The organism is Pseudomonas sp. BP6 (assembly GCF_017875935.1).
Taxonomy (GTDB): Bacteria; Pseudomonadota; Gammaproteobacteria; order Pseudomonadales; family Pseudomonadaceae; genus Aquipseudomonas; species Aquipseudomonas putida_Y.
Window position 1 is genome coordinate 359,717 of sequence record NZ_JAGINI010000001.1, and the last position, 14,424, is coordinate 374,140.

Genomic DNA, 14,424 nt, shown 5'->3' on the forward strand with positions numbered 1-14,424 from the left:
CGTGGTTCCCTCATCTGCAGCCCGCCAGCGTGGCGCAATCGGCCTCATGGCGGTGGTTACCTTGGGCCTTGCCTTGTTGTTCATGCTGGTGGTGATCGACAGCGGCCGGCTTTTTCTTGAGCAGCGCAAGCTGCAGCGCATTGCCGACATGTCGGCGCTGGAGGCGGCAGGCCAGTTTGCCGTGTGTACCGGCAGCGGCCCCCAAGCCACCGTGATTGCCCGGACTGCCGCCACACGCAACGGCCATGCGGCCAGCAACCCGCTCACGGCCAGTTGCGGGTACCTGCAGACCGGCGCCAACAGCTTGCGTACCTTCACCAGTGACAACGATCGCAATGAAGCCATCCGGGTGGATGTGAGCAACACGGTGCCCACCAGTGTTGCTGCGGGGGTCTACACGTTGGCGCAGGGCAGTGGATTGCCGTTGACCACAACCTTGCAGGCACATGCGGTGGCATCGTCGCCCCTGCCGCCGCAGGCTATGTTGAGTATTCGTACCACGCTGGCGACCGTCGACTCGCGGCAGTCGGTTCTGCTAAATGCACTGCTCGGCGCACTGGGCGGTGCGGTTCAGCTTGATGTGGCCGGCTGGCAAGGCATCGCCAGTACTCAGCTGAATCTGCTCAGCTACCTTGACCAACTGGCCGTCGAACTTGACCTCAAGGCAGGCGACTATCAGCAACTGCTCACTGCCGACGCCACTGCTACGCAGTTGCTGCAAGCAGCGGTAAAGGTACTGCAGCAGAGCGGTGCGGCGGCAGATGTGGTAACCAATCTGGGCAAGGTGGCACTGGGCGCCAGCAACAGTACGCTGCTGCAACTTGGGGACTTGCTCGATATTCAGAACGGCACGGCGCAGGCCGGGCTGGATGCCAGTATTCAGTTGCTGCAACTGGTGCAGGGGGTAATCCAGCTGGCGGTCAGCGAAAGTGCAGCAACGGTGGACTTGCCAATCAACGTGCTGGGGCTGGTCAATGGTCGGGTGCGGCTGAAGGTGATCGAACCCCAGCAGATTTCTGCGGTGGGAGACCCGCGTACAGATGAGTTGCGGGTGCATACCGCTCAGGTGCGGGCGATGATCTCGTTGGACTTGCCTTTGCTCAACTCGGTGCTTGGGTTGCTCAATGCAGTGTTGGACCTCGTCGGGCCGATAACCAGTGTGCTTAACAATCTGCTCAGCCTGAACCTCGCCAGTACATTGCAATCGGTGCTATGCCTGGTCGGCGTGCCATGTACTGTCACCGATATAATCCTGGTCCCGGATAAGTTGTCGCTGGACATCGGTCTTGAGGTGGCAGAAGCGACGACGAGGCTCAACCCGTTATCGCCAGAAACCTTCAGTTGCTCACCCAAGCGTTTGACGACACAGACTCAGAGTTCAGCCGCCAAGGTGGCGGTTGGGCGTTTTGAGTCGGTGGATGCGTTCTTCACTGGTGGCACTACTGTGGTCAAACCGCTGCCGCTGGTAGATATCGGTACCAAGCGTTGTAGCCAGATCTTGGGTATCGGCACTTGCCTGGCTCGTATACCTTTTGCCGCAGGCGGTCTAGGCCTGCGCGTCAACAGCAAGCTGCTGGGCAGCGGAGCGGTCGAACGCCCGCTGGTGTTCCAGGCCCCCAACAGCACGCCACCGAACATCGGCCTTCCCTCGGCTTACCAGAGCATGCAACCCGCCAACAACAACGTTGTCGGCAGCCTCACCGACACGCTGCTGGGAATACAGCTGGAAGCCTACAAGCCCACCGCCAACAGTGGCCTCGGCGAAGTACTGGTAATCGTCGGCAACGTCCTTGGCGGCGTCAAAGGCATCGTCGAACCCCTGATCAAAAATCTGCTCAGCCCGTTGCTCGACCCCTTGGTCAATGTGTTACTCAAGGTCCTCGGCATAGACCTGGTCAATGCCGAGGTCGGGGCCAACCTCAGTTGCTCCGGCGGCCGTGCTCAGTTGGCGCTGTAGACGGGCAACCAAACCTGGAAGCACGCACCTTCGTTGCTGTTGTGTGCTTCCAGCCTGCCGCCCATGGCCTCGACGATACTGTGGCTTACCGACAAGCCTAAGCCGGTGCCCGCTCCGGCGGCCTTGGTGGTAAAGAATGGTTCGAAGATGCGTTCGAGCAGGCGTGGCTCGATGCCGCCGCCGTTGTCTTCCACCACCAGGCACAGGTGCCCTTCCTCGACGCGCTGGCTCACGCTGATCCGCGGCCTGGCAACCCGCCGTTCGAGCAGCGCGTCACGGGCATTGACCAGCAGGTTGATCAGGACCTGTTCGAGCTGGTCCTCATGGCCCAGTACTTCCGGACACAGTTCTGGCTCTTCGATATGCAAGGCTACACCTTTGCTGCCCAACCCCTCAGCCAGCAACCCCAGCGCACCTTGCACCGCCACCCAGGCGGCGAACACTTGCTGTTCGACCTCGGACCGGCGCCCATAGGTGCGCAGATGCTCGACCAAGCGCGCAATACGATCGACCTGGGCATCGATCCGCTGCAGTTTGCCCGCCACATACTCGGCATCGACCACGCCACTTTCCAGGCGCTTGAGGGTATTGACCAGCGCAAGGCGCATGGTAGTCAACGGCTGGTTGATTTCATGCACGAAGCCCGTAGCCAATTCGCCCAGCGTGGCCATCTTGGCCCCTTGTAGCAGTTGTTGCTGGCTGTGGCGTACTGCTGTGTTGTCGCGTCCCACCGCCTGCACTTCCTGCAACTGCCCGTGCTCATCGAACAGGCCACGCTCGGCCCACACCCACCAGGATGTTCGGCGCCCGGGCAATTGCAGGCAGATTTCAGCACTGGCCAACGGCTGGGTCGGCGTCAACATCGAGAGGCGTTGGAGGAAGGCCGCACGCTGGCTGTCGGACAGCCACTGACCGAGGTTCATGCCCGTCAATTGTTGCGGCGTGCATTCCAGCTGTTCGGCAAGCGGGTGGTTGCCAAACAGCAGCTCAAGGTCTGGGCGATAGCGACAGATCATGGCCGGCGAGTCTTCTACCAGCACCCGGTAGCGCTCTTCGCTTTGGCGCACCCGCTCGGCCGTTTCGGTCAGTTCGCTGACGTCCAGCCACAGCCCCACAGCCTCCACAGGCTGGCCCAGGTCGTCACGCAGCAGGCGGGCCTCGTCCAGTATCCAGTGGTAGGCGCCAAGGTGATCGCGCAGGCGGTAGCGGCTGCGCACCTGGCCATCGCGCAGCAGGGTGCGGGTGCGTTCGAGCCACGTCGGGTGGTCGTCGGGATGCACTGCCTGAGCAGGGTGGCGCGCCAGGTCACTGTCTCTGGGCCAGCCCAGCAATGGCATCAGGCTGGCGCTGAAAAATTCACTGTGCAGTGCACCTTCGGCATAGCGCTGGATGTAAATCACCGCGGGCGAGCTGGCGATCAGGTTTTCGAGCCGGGCGCGCGCGGCTCCGGCCTGCAGTTCCTGGTCCTTCAACGCGCTGATATCGAGCACAAACCCCTGAACCTGATGGCCTTGCAACTGGCCTGCCCACTGTAGCCAGCGCGGGCTTGCCAGGCTGTTGGCTGGCAGCAGGCGCAGGTTCAGGTTCAAAGCAATGCCTGCGCGCAGTTGTTCCAACGCCATGCGTGCGGCTTCACGATCGGCCGGGTGCACCCGGCCCAACCATTGCTCGGCGGTGGCCTCAGTCGGTATGCCCAGGCGCAAGGCCAGCGCCGGGTCGAACTGCAGCGGCCCTTGCAGAGGCCATGACCACCAGCCTGCCCCCAGTTGCTGTTGCAGTTCATCCAGGTGGCGTGAACGTTCCCGCAACTGGTGCTGGCGCAGGCGACTGAGCAGGGGTTCGATCAGCGCTTGCAGCAGGGCTGCGACCGTTTCGCTCGCCGGTGGCCGTTGCGCGCCTGCGCACAGCAACCAGGCCTGCACGGTATGGCCGTGCAGGTAGGGCACGGCCAGCAATGGCAAGCCGGCACATGATGGCTGCAACAGCGAGTTTCCAGCAGCCACTTCTCGACCCCGTGGCGGTAGCGTTTGCAGCCAGGGTCGCAAGCGCTCGTCATCGGCCCAGGGCCAGTCGTTGTCGCTGCAAGTGTAGGTGTACCAGCCGCAATCGCCCGCCAGCATCAGGCGCAGGGAGCCGGCATGCCAGTGCTCGGCCAGGTGCTTCAGTTGTTCGGAGGCCGTCAGTATCAGGCGTTCTTCGTCGCAGTCACGCAGGGCGCGGCCAAGCGCCACTGCCAGCGCCTGTTGCGTCAGGCGGTGGTCTTGTTGCTCGAGTTCCCCCAGCAGATCACCGATATCGAACAATTGCAGCAGCCAGCCGTCTGCCTGCCGCTGGAGCCAGCCGCGGGTGTGCAGGGGACGGCCGTGCACGGTCGTGAAGTCAAGGTCCAGCGGTTGCCCCTGCCAGTCGGCAGGGGGGCCTTCAAGTACCAGCCAGCTGTGCCGTTGCAGGTAGTCATGCACACGGGGGGCACTGTGCGAACTCGCAGGCAGCACCGTGCGCAGGGGACCGGCCAGGCGCAACACATGCCCAAGGTCATCCAGCCAGAGTTGCAGCCCCACCGCTTGCGGGGTGGGCGCTACCTGCGCGGTGGCCTGGTCGCCCAGCCAGCGATCGAACAAGCCGCTCATAGCTGCAAGCTCGCTTCGGCCCTTAGGCGATCGGGCAGGCGCGGCACCTCACCGATCAGCGGCAGTACCAGCATAGGCAGCACGTTGTTCAGTTTCGTTTTGGGGTAGTTGATGGTCACGGTCAGCAATTTGTCGGCGCCCAGGGTCACCTGGGTATCACTGGCGGGCTGGAAGTCGAACGCGGCGGGTATCCACTGCAACTGTTGGCTGATGACCTGGTGGGCCAGGGTCTGCACATCGGCGCTGTAGCTGGCGCTGTCCGGGTCCAGGGCCACGCAGCGGCGCACGGCTTCGGCACTGGCCTGGTTGAATGACTGCAGCATCAGCATGGGCAGGGTGTAGCTGACCAGGCCGTAGAACACCGCGAAAAAGATCATGAATACGGCCGCGAACTCAATGGCCGCTGCGCCTTTTTGCCGTTTTGCCGGGCCTGCTTTCATGATTGCGTCTACCCTGACCATGAATCCTGAGTAACAGCATAGAACCGATCGTCGAACAGGGATGGCCATTTGCCTATGCATAGCCTTGCAGTGCTTGTCTGGCTGGTGTTGTGCGCTGGGCAGGATGCCTGGGAGCGGCAGATTTCCAATGTCCTGACGCTGGGGGCTGCTGCCTGTGCGCTGGCCTGGTTGCTGGCCACCGGGCACAGTTGGCTAGGTGCTCAGGGCAGCGATGCAGCGCTTGCTTTCGTCATCGTCCTGCTACTGACGCTGCCCGGCTACATGCTCGGCCAGTTCGGGGCTGGCGACGTCAAGCTGCTCGGCGCGCTTGCCCTGGGCACCAGCCTGGACCACGTACTCGGCACGTTCATTGGCGCTGGTGTGGCAATGGTTGTATGGCAAATGGTACGGCGCAGGTCACGCCAGCCAGGGGAGAAAAGGCCGTTTGCGCCTTGCTTGCTGGCAGGCTTTGCCGTTTCGCTGGCCTGGGTTGGCTAAACATCTTCAAGGTATGCAAAGAATCTGTAGGCGATTGCCCAGCCCACAGAGCCCCCGCTAAGTCAGCGAGTCAGTTGTTTCGCTCTGCCATCTTTGTCCAGCGGTAGAAGTCGGGGATTTCGTACTTGTAGGTATCCAGCCAGCGCTGCATGGACTGGTCACGCTCCCGCGCGGTTTGCACCTGCAGGTGCCTGGATGCCTGCTCACCGCTGGACTGCAAGCGCAGCAGCCGTTCGGTCGCCGTCTCGTCCAGAGGGGGATGGTGCGGGTTTTCCTCGGCCAGTAACGTCGCGCTGCCAACGCAGCAGGCCAGTACCATCACATACCTGATCATGATCACCTCCGCGTATCAATTGACCATCATGTCCTGGGCCCTGGTCGACGCGATCGGGCCTCGGCCGCCGGCCTTGATCTTGCTGGCCCGCGCCTGGGCTTCGGCAAACTGCCCAGCTTTGAGCTGCAGCCGGTATACCAGGTCGGTGGCCTGTTGCCAGTTGTCCTGCACCAGCGCCAAGGTCACCAGGTTGACAGCAGGCAGCGTGTTGTCGTCCTTCAGTTCAATGGCCGTCAGCAACTCGAAGCGAGCTTGCTCATAGCGCCCCATGTTCATCAAAACCACGCCTAGGTCGTTGCGCACCCGTTCGTCGGTAGGCGCAAGCCGTACTGCGCGTTGCAGGTGCTGCAGGGCCTGGACGTCGTCGCCCCGGGCTGAGGTCAATTGGCCCAGGCCATGTTCGCCTTCGGCGGCCAGGCAACCGCCAAGCAGGCTGCGGTACAAGGGCTCGGCTTCGCCGAGGCCAAGCAGCCGTGACACTTTGGCCTTGCGCAGGCGAACCTGTTCGAAGGTGTCCGGCAGTTGCTGCAAGTGGGCAAGGCTGGCGTGCGGGCGCCCGTCGTTGAGCATTTCGTCTGCCAGGTTCAGTGACAGTTGCTGGTCGGCGTCTGGCTTGCTGCAACTGGCGGTAGCGAACAACTGGCGCAGGCCTTCCGGCTGCTGCCCGGCGCATCCGGTCAACAACACCAGGCTTGCGCACAACAGGATTGTCTTCATCAATCAGTCCTCATGGGCTTAACGCCCGCGCCAATGCAGAGAAACCCGGGCCGGCAAGGACAATGAGCAAGGCCGGGAACAGGAACACCATCATCACTGCCGACATCTTTGCCGACATCATCGACACCCGTTCTTGCAGGCGGGTCAGGCGACGGTCGTCGAGCAGCGCCTTCAGTGCCTGCAACGACTTCATCGCGCCACTGCCCTGTGTCAGCAACTGGCGCAGGATCACGCAGGTATCGGTGAACTCATCCACAGCCAGCAGATGGGCGACCTTTTCCAGCTCCGGGCCCAGCGCCATGCCTGAGTCCACCCGCTGCAGCACTTGGCGCAACTCTGCGCTGGTGTGCGGGATCAGCGTCCGGCCTTCCTGGCTCAGCACGCGCAGTGCCTGTTCAACGGCCAGGCCGGTCTCGAATAAAATCCGCAGCAAGGGGATCAGCAGGCTGACTTCTTCTGCAATGCGCTGCTGGCGACGTGCCGCAGCCACGGCCAGCAGTCGCTTGGGCAGCAGGTAACCTACGCCCAGCGCGCACGATGGCCAGACCAACCAGCCGGCTGCGGCGCTGCCCTTGAACACCTGTTGCAGCAGCAGCGTCATTGCCACGGCCAGCAGCGGCAGGCCCAGCTGAACAGCGGCAAACAGAGCACGCTGGCGGCTGCGGCGCCAGCCGATACGTTCGAGCAGGGCCTGGCTTTCGCCGTCGAATCTCTGTAGGCGCTGCCCCCACGGGCTGCTGCCCAGCCAGTGCAACCAGTCCCCCAGGCGCTCGTCGCGGGTCAGCCGCCCTTGCAGCCGTCGGGCCACCAGTACTCGTGCGCGCCATTGGCGAACAGCCTGCAGGCCAAACAGGCAGGCAGCGATGAACAGGCACAAAGTGCAGATCAGCAAGGCCATGGTCACAGGCTCCTCATCATTCGCCACAGCACCAGGCAGCCGAGCACCTGCAGGGCAAAGGCCAGCAACAGCATCATCTGGCCGCTGCTGTCCCGCCACATGGTCAGCAGGTAATGCGGGTTGGCCATCAGGAAGTAACCGACCATCGCCAGCGGCAACGAGCCTAGAATGATTGCGGTGATGCGGGTTTCGCCGGTCATCGCCTTGAGCTGACGCGCCCCTTGTTCCCGCTCGCGGATCAGTTTGATCAGGTTTTCCATCAGCTCGCTGGCATTGCCGCCGTAGCGCTGGTTGATGCGCAAGCCGAGGGCGAACAGCCGCAGTTCGTCCTGTTTGTGCAGTTCGGCCAGCTCGCTCACAGCATCCTCCAGCGTCACGCCCAACTGTACGTTGCGCCGCACACGCGCCATGGCTGAGCGCAGGGGATCGCGGCTACTGTCGATACCGCCCAGCACCGCATCATTTAGCGTGCGGCCAGCCTTGAGGCTGCGCACGCTATAGTCCAGCAGGCCAGGCAACTGGTCGACGATTTGCCGCATCTGACGGCGGCTTTGCCAGCTCAGGATCAAGTACGCAAGGGTTGGCAGGCCGACCAGCAGCATCAAGGCGGCCACCCAGCCGGCGGCGATCAGCGCCAGCACCACCACGGCCAGCCACGCCAGTAACCAGCGCTGTGGCTTGATGTCGACAGCCCCCAAGCCGGCGCGCTGCAGCAGGGCGTCGAGCCATTCGCGCCGGCCGGTGCCATTGCGCACGATGCTGAACGCCCGCCCCAGGCGTTGCAGGATGCGCTCTTCGTGCCGCTTGTACAGGCCACGGCGCAACAGTAGCAGGGCGACGCCCATCAACAGCGGGGACAGCGCCAGCAGCAGGGGGCCGGTCACAGCACGCCCTCTGCGCGCAGCTTGCTGCCCGCCGGGTTAGGTGCTTCGCGCAGAAAGGTATCGCCGCCGCGCCGATCGAGGCGGAACAGGGTGTTGGTCACGTACACCTCATCGCGCACGCCGATCACTTCCAGCACCTCGCTGACGCAACGTCGACCATCGGGCAGGCGGGTCAGCTGGATCACCACATCCAGCGCCGCGCAGACCATTTGCCGCAAGGTCTTTTCGGCAATCTGCCGACCGCTCAGGCCGACCAGGGTTTCCAGGCGCAGCAGCGCATCCTGCGCGGAGTTGGCGTGCACCGTGCTCATCGAACCATCGTGGCCGGTGTTCATCGCCGTGAGCACGTCGAGCACTTCGCTGCCGCGGATCTCGCCCAGAATGATGCGGTCGGGGCGCATGCGCAGGGCGTTGCGGATCAGTTCGCTGGCCTTGATTTCGCCATGCCCTTCGGCATTCGGCGGGCGAGTTTCCAGGCGCACCACATGGGGGTGGTGCAGTTGCAGTTCGGCGACGTCTTCGATGGTCACCAGGCGTTCGCGGGGCGCGATCATCTGGCTGAGGATGTTCAGCAGGGTGGTCTTGCCGGTGCCGGTACCGCCACTGACCAGGATGTTGCAACGTTTGCCCACGGCGCGCTCGAAGAAGTCGAAGATGGCCTGGTCGATGGCGCGGGTGGCCAGCAGGTCGGCACTCTTGAGCATGTCCTGGCGGAACTTGCGGATCGACAGGCACGGGCCGTCCAATGCCACAGGTGGGATGATCGCATTCACCCGGCTGCCGTCGGGCATGCGCGCGTCGACCATTGGCGAGGATTCGTCCAGGCGTCGGCCGAGCGGTGCGAGGATGCGCTGCATCACCCGTTCCACATGGTGAGCGTCGATAAAGCGCAGGTCGGTCTGTTGCAGCAGGCCCGCCCGCTCCACGAACACCCGGTGGGGGCCGTTGACCAGGATTTCCGTGACGGTGGGGTCACGCAGCAACACTTCCAGCGGGCCGAAACCGGTCAGCTCATCCACCAGCTCCTCGGCCAGGCGCTCCATTTCGTAGCGCGACATGGCCAGGTGCAGGCGCGCGACGTAATCGCCCACCTGCTCCAGCACGAACTGGGTCAGCGCTGGCCGCGCGCCTTCCAGCAGGTTGCGGCCGCTGTCCTCGATGGCGTCGATGGCAAAGCGGTGCAGGGCACGCTTTAGCGCGTAGGGGTCGCCCGAGGCGTGTTGCTGGCCACCAAAGGGTTGGTCATTGCTCATTTGTTGCCCCAAAGCCGACGCAGCCAGGTGAAGCCTGGTGGTGCGAGGTTTTCCGAGCGCCGTGCCAGGCGCTCACCCAGGCTGCGCAGGGCTTGAGTGAGGCTTTCACGCGGGGCCAGTTCGAACAGGCTCAGGCCCTGGTTTTTCACGTTCAGGCGTACTTCGGGGCTACAAGGGATGGCCTTGAGCAAGGGCAGCCCGTAACGTTTGGCCAGGGTGTCGGCGTCGGGGGCAACGTTGCCCAGGTAGCGGTCGACCAGCAAGCTGGCGTGTTCCAGCTTCATGCCGTTGTCACGCCACAGGTCGAGCACTTCAAGGTTGCGCCGGCAGTCGAGGATATTCTGGTCGGTGTAGACAATCAGTTTGTCGCAATGGCTCACCAACGTGCGCAGGGCTTCGCTGTCGGCATGCCCGGTCAGGTTCACGACAATGTGCTGGAAGTGCTGGCGCAAAGCGCTCAGCAGCATGTACAGCTCGGCGGCGCTGGTTTGTTGCAGCGGTTCATCGGCCTCGGCGTAGGTCAGCAGGCGCAAGCCCTTCTTGTCACGCGTGAATGCGCTGTCGATCAGTGTGGTGTCGAGGCGGCGCAAGTGGCGCAGGGCGTCGCCGAAGAAGAACGAAGCCTCCAGGCCGAGTAGCGCCAGGCTGTCGCCACGCGGCAGGCCCAGGTCCAGCAGCAGGGTTTGCTGGCCGCTTTCCTGCACCACGCGGGCCAGGTGGGTGGTGAGCAATGCCCCGTCCGCATTGGCTTGTATGCCGAACAGCACCGTAAGCCCGCCAAGGCTGGGGTTGCTGGCCACCGTCGGCATGCGCTTGCCCAGGCGCCGCACCAGCCCGGCCACCTCGCTGGCGCGTGAGCCATAGGCGACAAAGTCGCGGGCGCCTGCGCGCATGGCATGCAGCACCAGTTGGTTGTCCATGCCATCGCCGAGGGCGACGATTGCCAACATCGGCCTGGCCTCCAGCACCCCCTCGATCAAGGCGCACTGGCTGACCAGCTGTTCGCGGTCCAGGCCGATGAACATCAGGTTGCTGTAGGTGGCATTGACCAGTGCCAGCAACTCGTCGAGGCTGCCGGCACTGGTCCCGATTACCTGGCCTTGCGGCGCCAGTGCGCCCTGTAGCCAGTGGAGGTCCTCTTCGTTGCGGGTGATGGCGAGGAAGGTGGGGTTCAGGCTCTCGTTCATTGGGATAATCCGCCCTTGCCATCGAAGTTGCCGTTTTCGAGGAAAAACAGGCGCCCCCAGCTGGGGTCGTAGTTGCGCAGGTTTTCGCCCGGCAGTTCTGGCAGCCGTGCGTTGGCCGCCAGGGGCTGGACCAGGTGTGGAGTGACGATCATCAGCAGTTCGGTTTCTTCGCGGCGCATGGCCGAGTTGCGGAAGAACGCACCCAGTATCGGCAGGCTGCCCAGGCCGGGTAGCCGGTCTACTGCGGAACGCGTGTTGTTGCTGACCAGGCCGCTGATGATGAAACTTTCGCCATCGGCCAGGGCAATGCTGGTGTCGGTGCGCCTTACCGTCAAACCCGGCACCTGTGTGCCGGCGATGGTTACCACGTTGTTGTAGTCCAGTTCGCTGACCTCTGGCGCCACCTTGAGTGTGATCCTGCCTGGGCTAATGATGGTTGGTGTCAGCGCCAGACGTACGCCGAACTCTTTGTATTCGATCGATACGTTGTCGCTGCCTGCGCTGGGCACCGGGATCGGAATTTCACCGCCTGCCAGGAAGCTTGCTGTCTGGCCGCTGAGCACGGTCAGGCTCGGGCGCGCCAGGGTATAAGCGAAGCCGCTGTTTTCCAGAGCGTTGATCATGGCCAGGAAGCGGCTGCTGCCGCCGCCCCAGACGATGTTGAAGACGGTGTCGTCGAGGGGGATAGATGGGGTTGCGATCGGGACCGAACCGGGGGTGACGGAAGTGCCGGGTACGGTACCCGGCGAGCCGATCAGGCTGTTGTTCGACCCCTTGAAGAACAGCCGTGCACCGGCCTCCTTGTATTTGGTGCGGCGTACTTCCACGAAACGGATGTCGGCCTGCACCTGGCTGATCAGTTGCGCATCCTGCGACGGCAAAAAGCTGTCTTGCGCCATGTCGGCACTGGCCCGGCCTTTGACGAACACCATGGCCCGGTGCGGTGACGGGGCGCATGCTGTCCACAGCATCAGGGTGGTATTGCCCTGGCCCACCGCGGTAATCACCACGCCGCGCTCTCCGCTGGCCTGCACATCAGCCACCTTGGGTTCGCCTACGGCAACCCGGCTGATCGCCAGTGGCAGGCGCAGTTCCTGCTGCAGGCCCTGGTCTATCTCGATGACCGAGGGCAGTTGATTGAACGCCTCGCAGCCTTTGCCGGATGCCTGGGCCTGGGGCAACAGCACGGCCAGCAGCCCGGTACAACATGCTTGTCTCAAAAAGGAACTACGCATCGCTGCATCCTTGCCAGGTCAGGGGTTTTTATTCGTATCGTCAGCCTGTGCGCCACGGATGATGTGCATGGCGGGTTTGGGTTTACTGGTCGCCAGGCTGGCAGCGTTGGCCACCGGCGACTGGGATAGCTGGCTGAAACGGTAGAGTTCGCGGTTGGCGGCGTCGACCTGCGGTTTGGCATCGGGTTCGTTCCAGTACCGCGCCAGGCGTTGTTCATCGGCACTGCGCACGGCCAGGCGCAACGTACCGGCCTGGGCAGCCAGCATCAAACGGCTGACCAAGGCCTCGGGCACTGCCAGCGCCACGGTGCGCGTCCCCATGCCATGGCTCAGGCTGGCTTGTTCGCGCCGGGCCTTTTGCTCTTCGGCGGTCTGCGCCGGGCGGCCGTCGTTGGCCAGGCCCGTCTGCTCGCCGACACTGAGCACACGCAAGGCCGGCAGCACCACCTGGGCGGAGGATTGCGGGTTGTTCGGCTCTTCACGCAGGAACAGCAATACGTCTACGTAGTCGCCCGGGCGCAGTTGGCCGGCGGCGCCGACCACTTCGTCCACTCCGACTGCCACGGCCCGCTCGCTGGTGCGGATCATCCGCGCCAGCGGCCCGCCGGGTTGGAAGCTGAACTCATCCAGCCAGGTGCCTGCTGCAAGCGGCCTGGCGCTGGTGCGCCCGATTACCTGCGCGGTTTGCTGGTAGGCCCCTGCGGGGGCAACCTGCAGGCGTTCGATCAGCACATCGTCTTGAGTGACCGGCGTATTGGCTGGCAAAGCCTTGCGCAGTACGACAACGGCAGTACGCGGTGGCTCCGGTGGGGTGGTGGGCGGTGGGGCGATGGCTGCAATCGGTTGTTGGGCCGTAGGGGTAGCCGGTGCGGGCGCAGTCGCAGGGCGGCTCAGCACCACACCCCAGTAGCCTGCCAACAGTGCTGCCAGCAGGAAGAACGCAGCCAGGCATAGGGTCAAGCGACTGCTCATCTCGGCCTCCCTGCACGCATCGACTGATGTCAAAAAGTCATCATTTCGCTATAGAACGGTAGCGCAGTCATCGCCATTTGCCATGCGTGAGAGGTTTTTTTTGGGGGGCGTGTGATTAAGTCGAGGCAATACAGACAGTTAGCAATTTTGCGGGTGTTAATCCTCTTGAGATAATACTTTGTAATTAATCCTTTAATACATTTGCAGTCCGCCTCAGCTTGGCAATTCTTTGATGGCAAATGGGTGTCACTTTGATATCGCAATCGCCGGCATGTGCCGCAAGGAGCTGAGACATGAAACTGTTCATTCTGCACTGCATGAACTTCCTGCATCGCAAGGACGGTGCGTCCGGTATCGAATATGCGGTCATCGCGACGATGGTCGCAGTGGTGCTTGCCGCCTTCGTCGGGGACATCTCCACGGCCGTCAACACCACCTTCACCACGATCAAAGATGCCCTTTGACCGGTGAGCAGGAGCCAACGCCATGTCGAACTCGAACGCTTTCCCGCGCCAGCAGATCCTCTTGGTGGATGACGAGCAGGACGCTTTGCTGGAGCTGACCGAACTTCTCGAGAACGAAGGCTTCGCTTGCTTGACCGCGACATCGGCAAAAGCTGCCTTGCAACAACTTACCCGTCATCCGGACGTTGCTCTGGTCATCACCGACCTGCGTATGCCGGAGGAAAGTGGTATCGGTTTGATCAGGCGCATGCGCGACCATACGGCCCGCCAGCACCTGCCAGTGATTGTCGTGTCCGGGCAGGCTGAGCTGGATGACGTCAGCGAATTACTGCACTTGCAGGTGGTGGATTTTTTCCGCAAGCCGCTTTATCACGCGCGCTTGCTGAATACACTGGAGAACCTGTTCCCCGTACCCAAGCTGAGGATAGTGAATTGAGGGAGGCCTTGAATGAAAACGCCCGGCACTTGGCCGGGCGTTTTCATTGGTGCGATCAGGCGTCCGGGTCACTCAGTTCCAAGACGCCGCGCTTGCTGCGCAGCTTGCCGTAGAAGTGTTCCAGCGCGTGATTGAGCTTGGTGGCGGCACCGTCGACTGCCTGGTCCAGCGAAGTGGCGGTGTGGGTCACGGAAATCGGTTGGTGGCCTTTCGGGCGAGCCTCCATCTGGCAGCGTTTGTCATGCGGTCCGGGCTTGACGCCGTTCTCGTCGCGCAGGTGAACCTCAATGCGGGTGAGGTCTTCTTCGTAACGTTCCAGCGAGTTCTGCAGTGTGCTGCGGACCCACTGGTCGAGCCGGGCGTTACCGTCGAAATCGTTGCTGCTGTTGACCTGGATTTGCATGATTCAATCCTTATTCAGCTTGCTCGCATGGAGACGCGCTCAGGTCCTTGAGACCCTTGGAATTTCTGCGCCTCTTGACTCTAAGGTCAGGCAAGCGCGAGACGAATTCAAGCCCT

General features: G+C 62.9%; 15 protein-coding genes. 4 read left to right on the top strand and 11 right to left on the bottom strand.

The genetic code is table 11. From position 1 onward, the window contains the following. Position 1 precedes the first annotated feature (1 nt). Positions 2-1,957 (top strand): TadG family pilus assembly protein, encoded by a 1,956-nt coding sequence (locus J3A98_RS01610; RefSeq protein ID WP_339444061.1) that lies wholly within the window; start codon positions 2-4, stop codon positions 1,955-1,957. Here the strand turns inward: J3A98_RS01610 and J3A98_RS01615 are convergent. After that, entirely contained in the window at positions 1,942-4,587 is a 2,646-nt protein-coding gene (locus J3A98_RS01615; protein WP_209963536.1) for a PAS domain-containing sensor histidine kinase, read from the bottom strand. The two genes, J3A98_RS01610 and J3A98_RS01615, sit on opposite strands and share 16 nt — an antisense overlap. Beyond that, on the bottom strand, positions 4,584-5,027 hold the full coding sequence (locus J3A98_RS01620) for a TadE/TadG family type IV pilus assembly protein (protein ID WP_209963538.1): 444 nt from the start codon (positions 5,025-5,027) through the stop codon (positions 4,584-4,586). Before J3A98_RS01620 ends, J3A98_RS01615 begins: the two co-directional genes overlap by 4 nt. 75 nt (positions 5,028-5,102) lie before the next feature. On the opposite strand from J3A98_RS01620, the gene J3A98_RS01625 reads away from it, so the two are divergent. Further along, a complete protein-coding gene (locus tag J3A98_RS01625; protein WP_209963542.1) occupies positions 5,103-5,525 on the top strand; it encodes a prepilin peptidase in 423 nt (140 codons plus the stop codon). A gap of 70 nt (positions 5,526-5,595) precedes the next feature. On the opposite strand, the gene J3A98_RS01630 is transcribed toward J3A98_RS01625, so the two are convergent. From J3A98_RS01630 to cpaB, 8 genes are read right to left on the bottom strand one after another with little or no spacing between them, the layout of a single operon-like run. Continuing rightward, the gene (locus J3A98_RS01630) at positions 5,596-5,859 is read right to left on the bottom strand and encodes a DUF3613 domain-containing protein (protein ID WP_176682551.1); all 264 of its coding nucleotides are present in this window, start codon (positions 5,857-5,859) and stop codon (positions 5,596-5,598) included. 15 nt (positions 5,860-5,874) lie between these two features. Next, on the bottom strand, positions 5,875-6,576 hold the full coding sequence (locus J3A98_RS01635) for a tetratricopeptide repeat protein (protein WP_209963544.1): 702 nt from the start codon (positions 6,574-6,576) through the stop codon (positions 5,875-5,877). 10 nt (positions 6,577-6,586) lie between these two features. Continuing rightward, positions 6,587-7,474 carry a type II secretion system F family protein gene (locus tag J3A98_RS01640; protein WP_209963546.1) on the bottom strand — a complete coding sequence of 296 codons (888 nt, stop codon included), beginning with the start codon at positions 7,472-7,474 and terminating at the stop codon, positions 6,587-6,589. A gap of 2 nt (positions 7,475-7,476) precedes the next feature. Then, positions 7,477-8,358: a type II secretion system F family protein gene (locus tag J3A98_RS01645; protein WP_209963548.1), complete on the bottom strand. Its 882-nt coding sequence runs from the start codon at positions 8,356-8,358 to the stop codon at positions 7,477-7,479. Continuing rightward, positions 8,355-9,611 (bottom strand): CpaF family protein, encoded by a 1,257-nt coding sequence (locus tag J3A98_RS01650; protein ID WP_176682555.1) that lies wholly within the window; start codon positions 9,609-9,611, stop codon positions 8,355-8,357. The genes J3A98_RS01645 and J3A98_RS01650 overlap by 4 nt, the downstream gene beginning before the upstream one ends. Next, positions 9,608-10,798: a pilus assembly protein gene (locus J3A98_RS01655; RefSeq protein ID WP_209963551.1), complete on the bottom strand. Its 1,191-nt coding sequence runs from the start codon at positions 10,796-10,798 to the stop codon at positions 9,608-9,610. The genes J3A98_RS01650 and J3A98_RS01655 overlap by 4 nt, the downstream gene beginning before the upstream one ends. Further along, positions 10,795-12,033 (bottom strand): type II and III secretion system protein family protein, encoded by a 1,239-nt coding sequence (locus tag J3A98_RS01660; protein ID WP_209963553.1) that lies wholly within the window; start codon positions 12,031-12,033, stop codon positions 10,795-10,797. Before J3A98_RS01660 ends, J3A98_RS01655 begins: the two co-directional genes overlap by 4 nt. A gap of 18 nt (positions 12,034-12,051) precedes the next feature. Beyond that, positions 12,052-13,005, bottom strand: a complete 954-nt coding sequence (cpaB, locus tag J3A98_RS01665) for a Flp pilus assembly protein CpaB (RefSeq protein WP_176682558.1) — start codon at positions 13,003-13,005, stop codon at positions 12,052-12,054. Positions 13,006-13,298: 293 nt separating this feature from the next. Between cpaB and J3A98_RS01670 the strand changes: the two genes are divergently transcribed. Together J3A98_RS01670 and J3A98_RS01675 are read left to right on the top strand one after the other, a co-directional pair. Continuing rightward, on the top strand, positions 13,299-13,469 hold the full coding sequence (locus J3A98_RS01670; protein WP_176682559.1) for a Flp family type IVb pilin: 171 nt from the start codon (positions 13,299-13,301) through the stop codon (positions 13,467-13,469). Positions 13,470-13,491: 22 nt separating this feature from the next. Further along, positions 13,492-13,905 carry a response regulator gene (locus J3A98_RS01675; protein ID WP_176682560.1) on the top strand — a complete coding sequence of 138 codons (414 nt, stop codon included), beginning with the start codon at positions 13,492-13,494 and terminating at the stop codon, positions 13,903-13,905. A gap of 55 nt (positions 13,906-13,960) precedes the next feature. On the opposite strand, the gene J3A98_RS01680 is transcribed toward J3A98_RS01675, so the two are convergent. Continuing rightward, the gene (locus J3A98_RS01680) at positions 13,961-14,308 is read right to left on the bottom strand and encodes an HPF/RaiA family ribosome-associated protein (protein WP_176682561.1); all 348 of its coding nucleotides are present in this window, start codon (positions 14,306-14,308) and stop codon (positions 13,961-13,963) included. Positions 14,309-14,424: the final 116 nt, after the last annotated feature.

Bases quoted from the DNA above. Each gene is read 5' to 3' on its own strand.
- J3A98_RS01625 (WP_209963542.1), top strand. From the start codon at position 5,103: ATGCATAGCCTTGCAGTGCTTGTCTGGCTGGTGTTGTGCGCTGGGCAG.
- J3A98_RS01670 (WP_176682559.1), top strand. From the start codon at position 13,299: ATGAAACTGTTCATTCTGCACTGCATGAACTTCCTGCATCGCAAGGAC.
- J3A98_RS01655 (WP_209963551.1), bottom strand. From the start codon at position 10,798: ATGAACGAGAGCCTGAACCCCACCTTCCTCGCCATCACCCGCAACGAA.
- J3A98_RS01630 (WP_176682551.1), bottom strand. From the start codon at position 5,859: ATGATCAGGTATGTGATGGTACTGGCCTGCTGCGTTGGCAGCGCGACG.
- J3A98_RS01660 (WP_209963553.1), bottom strand. From the start codon at position 12,033: ATGCGTAGTTCCTTTTTGAGACAAGCATGTTGTACCGGGCTGCTGGCC.
- J3A98_RS01675 (WP_176682560.1), top strand. From the start codon at position 13,492: ATGTCGAACTCGAACGCTTTCCCGCGCCAGCAGATCCTCTTGGTGGAT.
- cpaB (WP_176682558.1), bottom strand. From the start codon at position 13,005: ATGAGCAGTCGCTTGACCCTATGCCTGGCTGCGTTCTTCCTGCTGGCA.
- J3A98_RS01635 (WP_209963544.1), bottom strand. From the start codon at position 6,576: ATGAAGACAATCCTGTTGTGCGCAAGCCTGGTGTTGTTGACCGGATGC.
- J3A98_RS01640 (WP_209963546.1), bottom strand. From the start codon at position 7,474: ATGGCCTTGCTGATCTGCACTTTGTGCCTGTTCATCGCTGCCTGCCTG.
- J3A98_RS01680 (WP_176682561.1), bottom strand. From the start codon at position 14,308: ATGCAAATCCAGGTCAACAGCAGCAACGATTTCGACGGTAACGCCCGG.
- J3A98_RS01615 (WP_209963536.1), bottom strand. From the start codon at position 4,587: ATGAGCGGCTTGTTCGATCGCTGGCTGGGCGACCAGGCCACCGCGCAG.
- J3A98_RS01650 (WP_176682555.1), bottom strand. From the start codon at position 9,611: ATGAGCAATGACCAACCCTTTGGTGGCCAGCAACACGCCTCGGGCGAC.
- J3A98_RS01620 (WP_209963538.1), bottom strand. From the start codon at position 5,027: ATGAAAGCAGGCCCGGCAAAACGGCAAAAAGGCGCAGCGGCCATTGAG.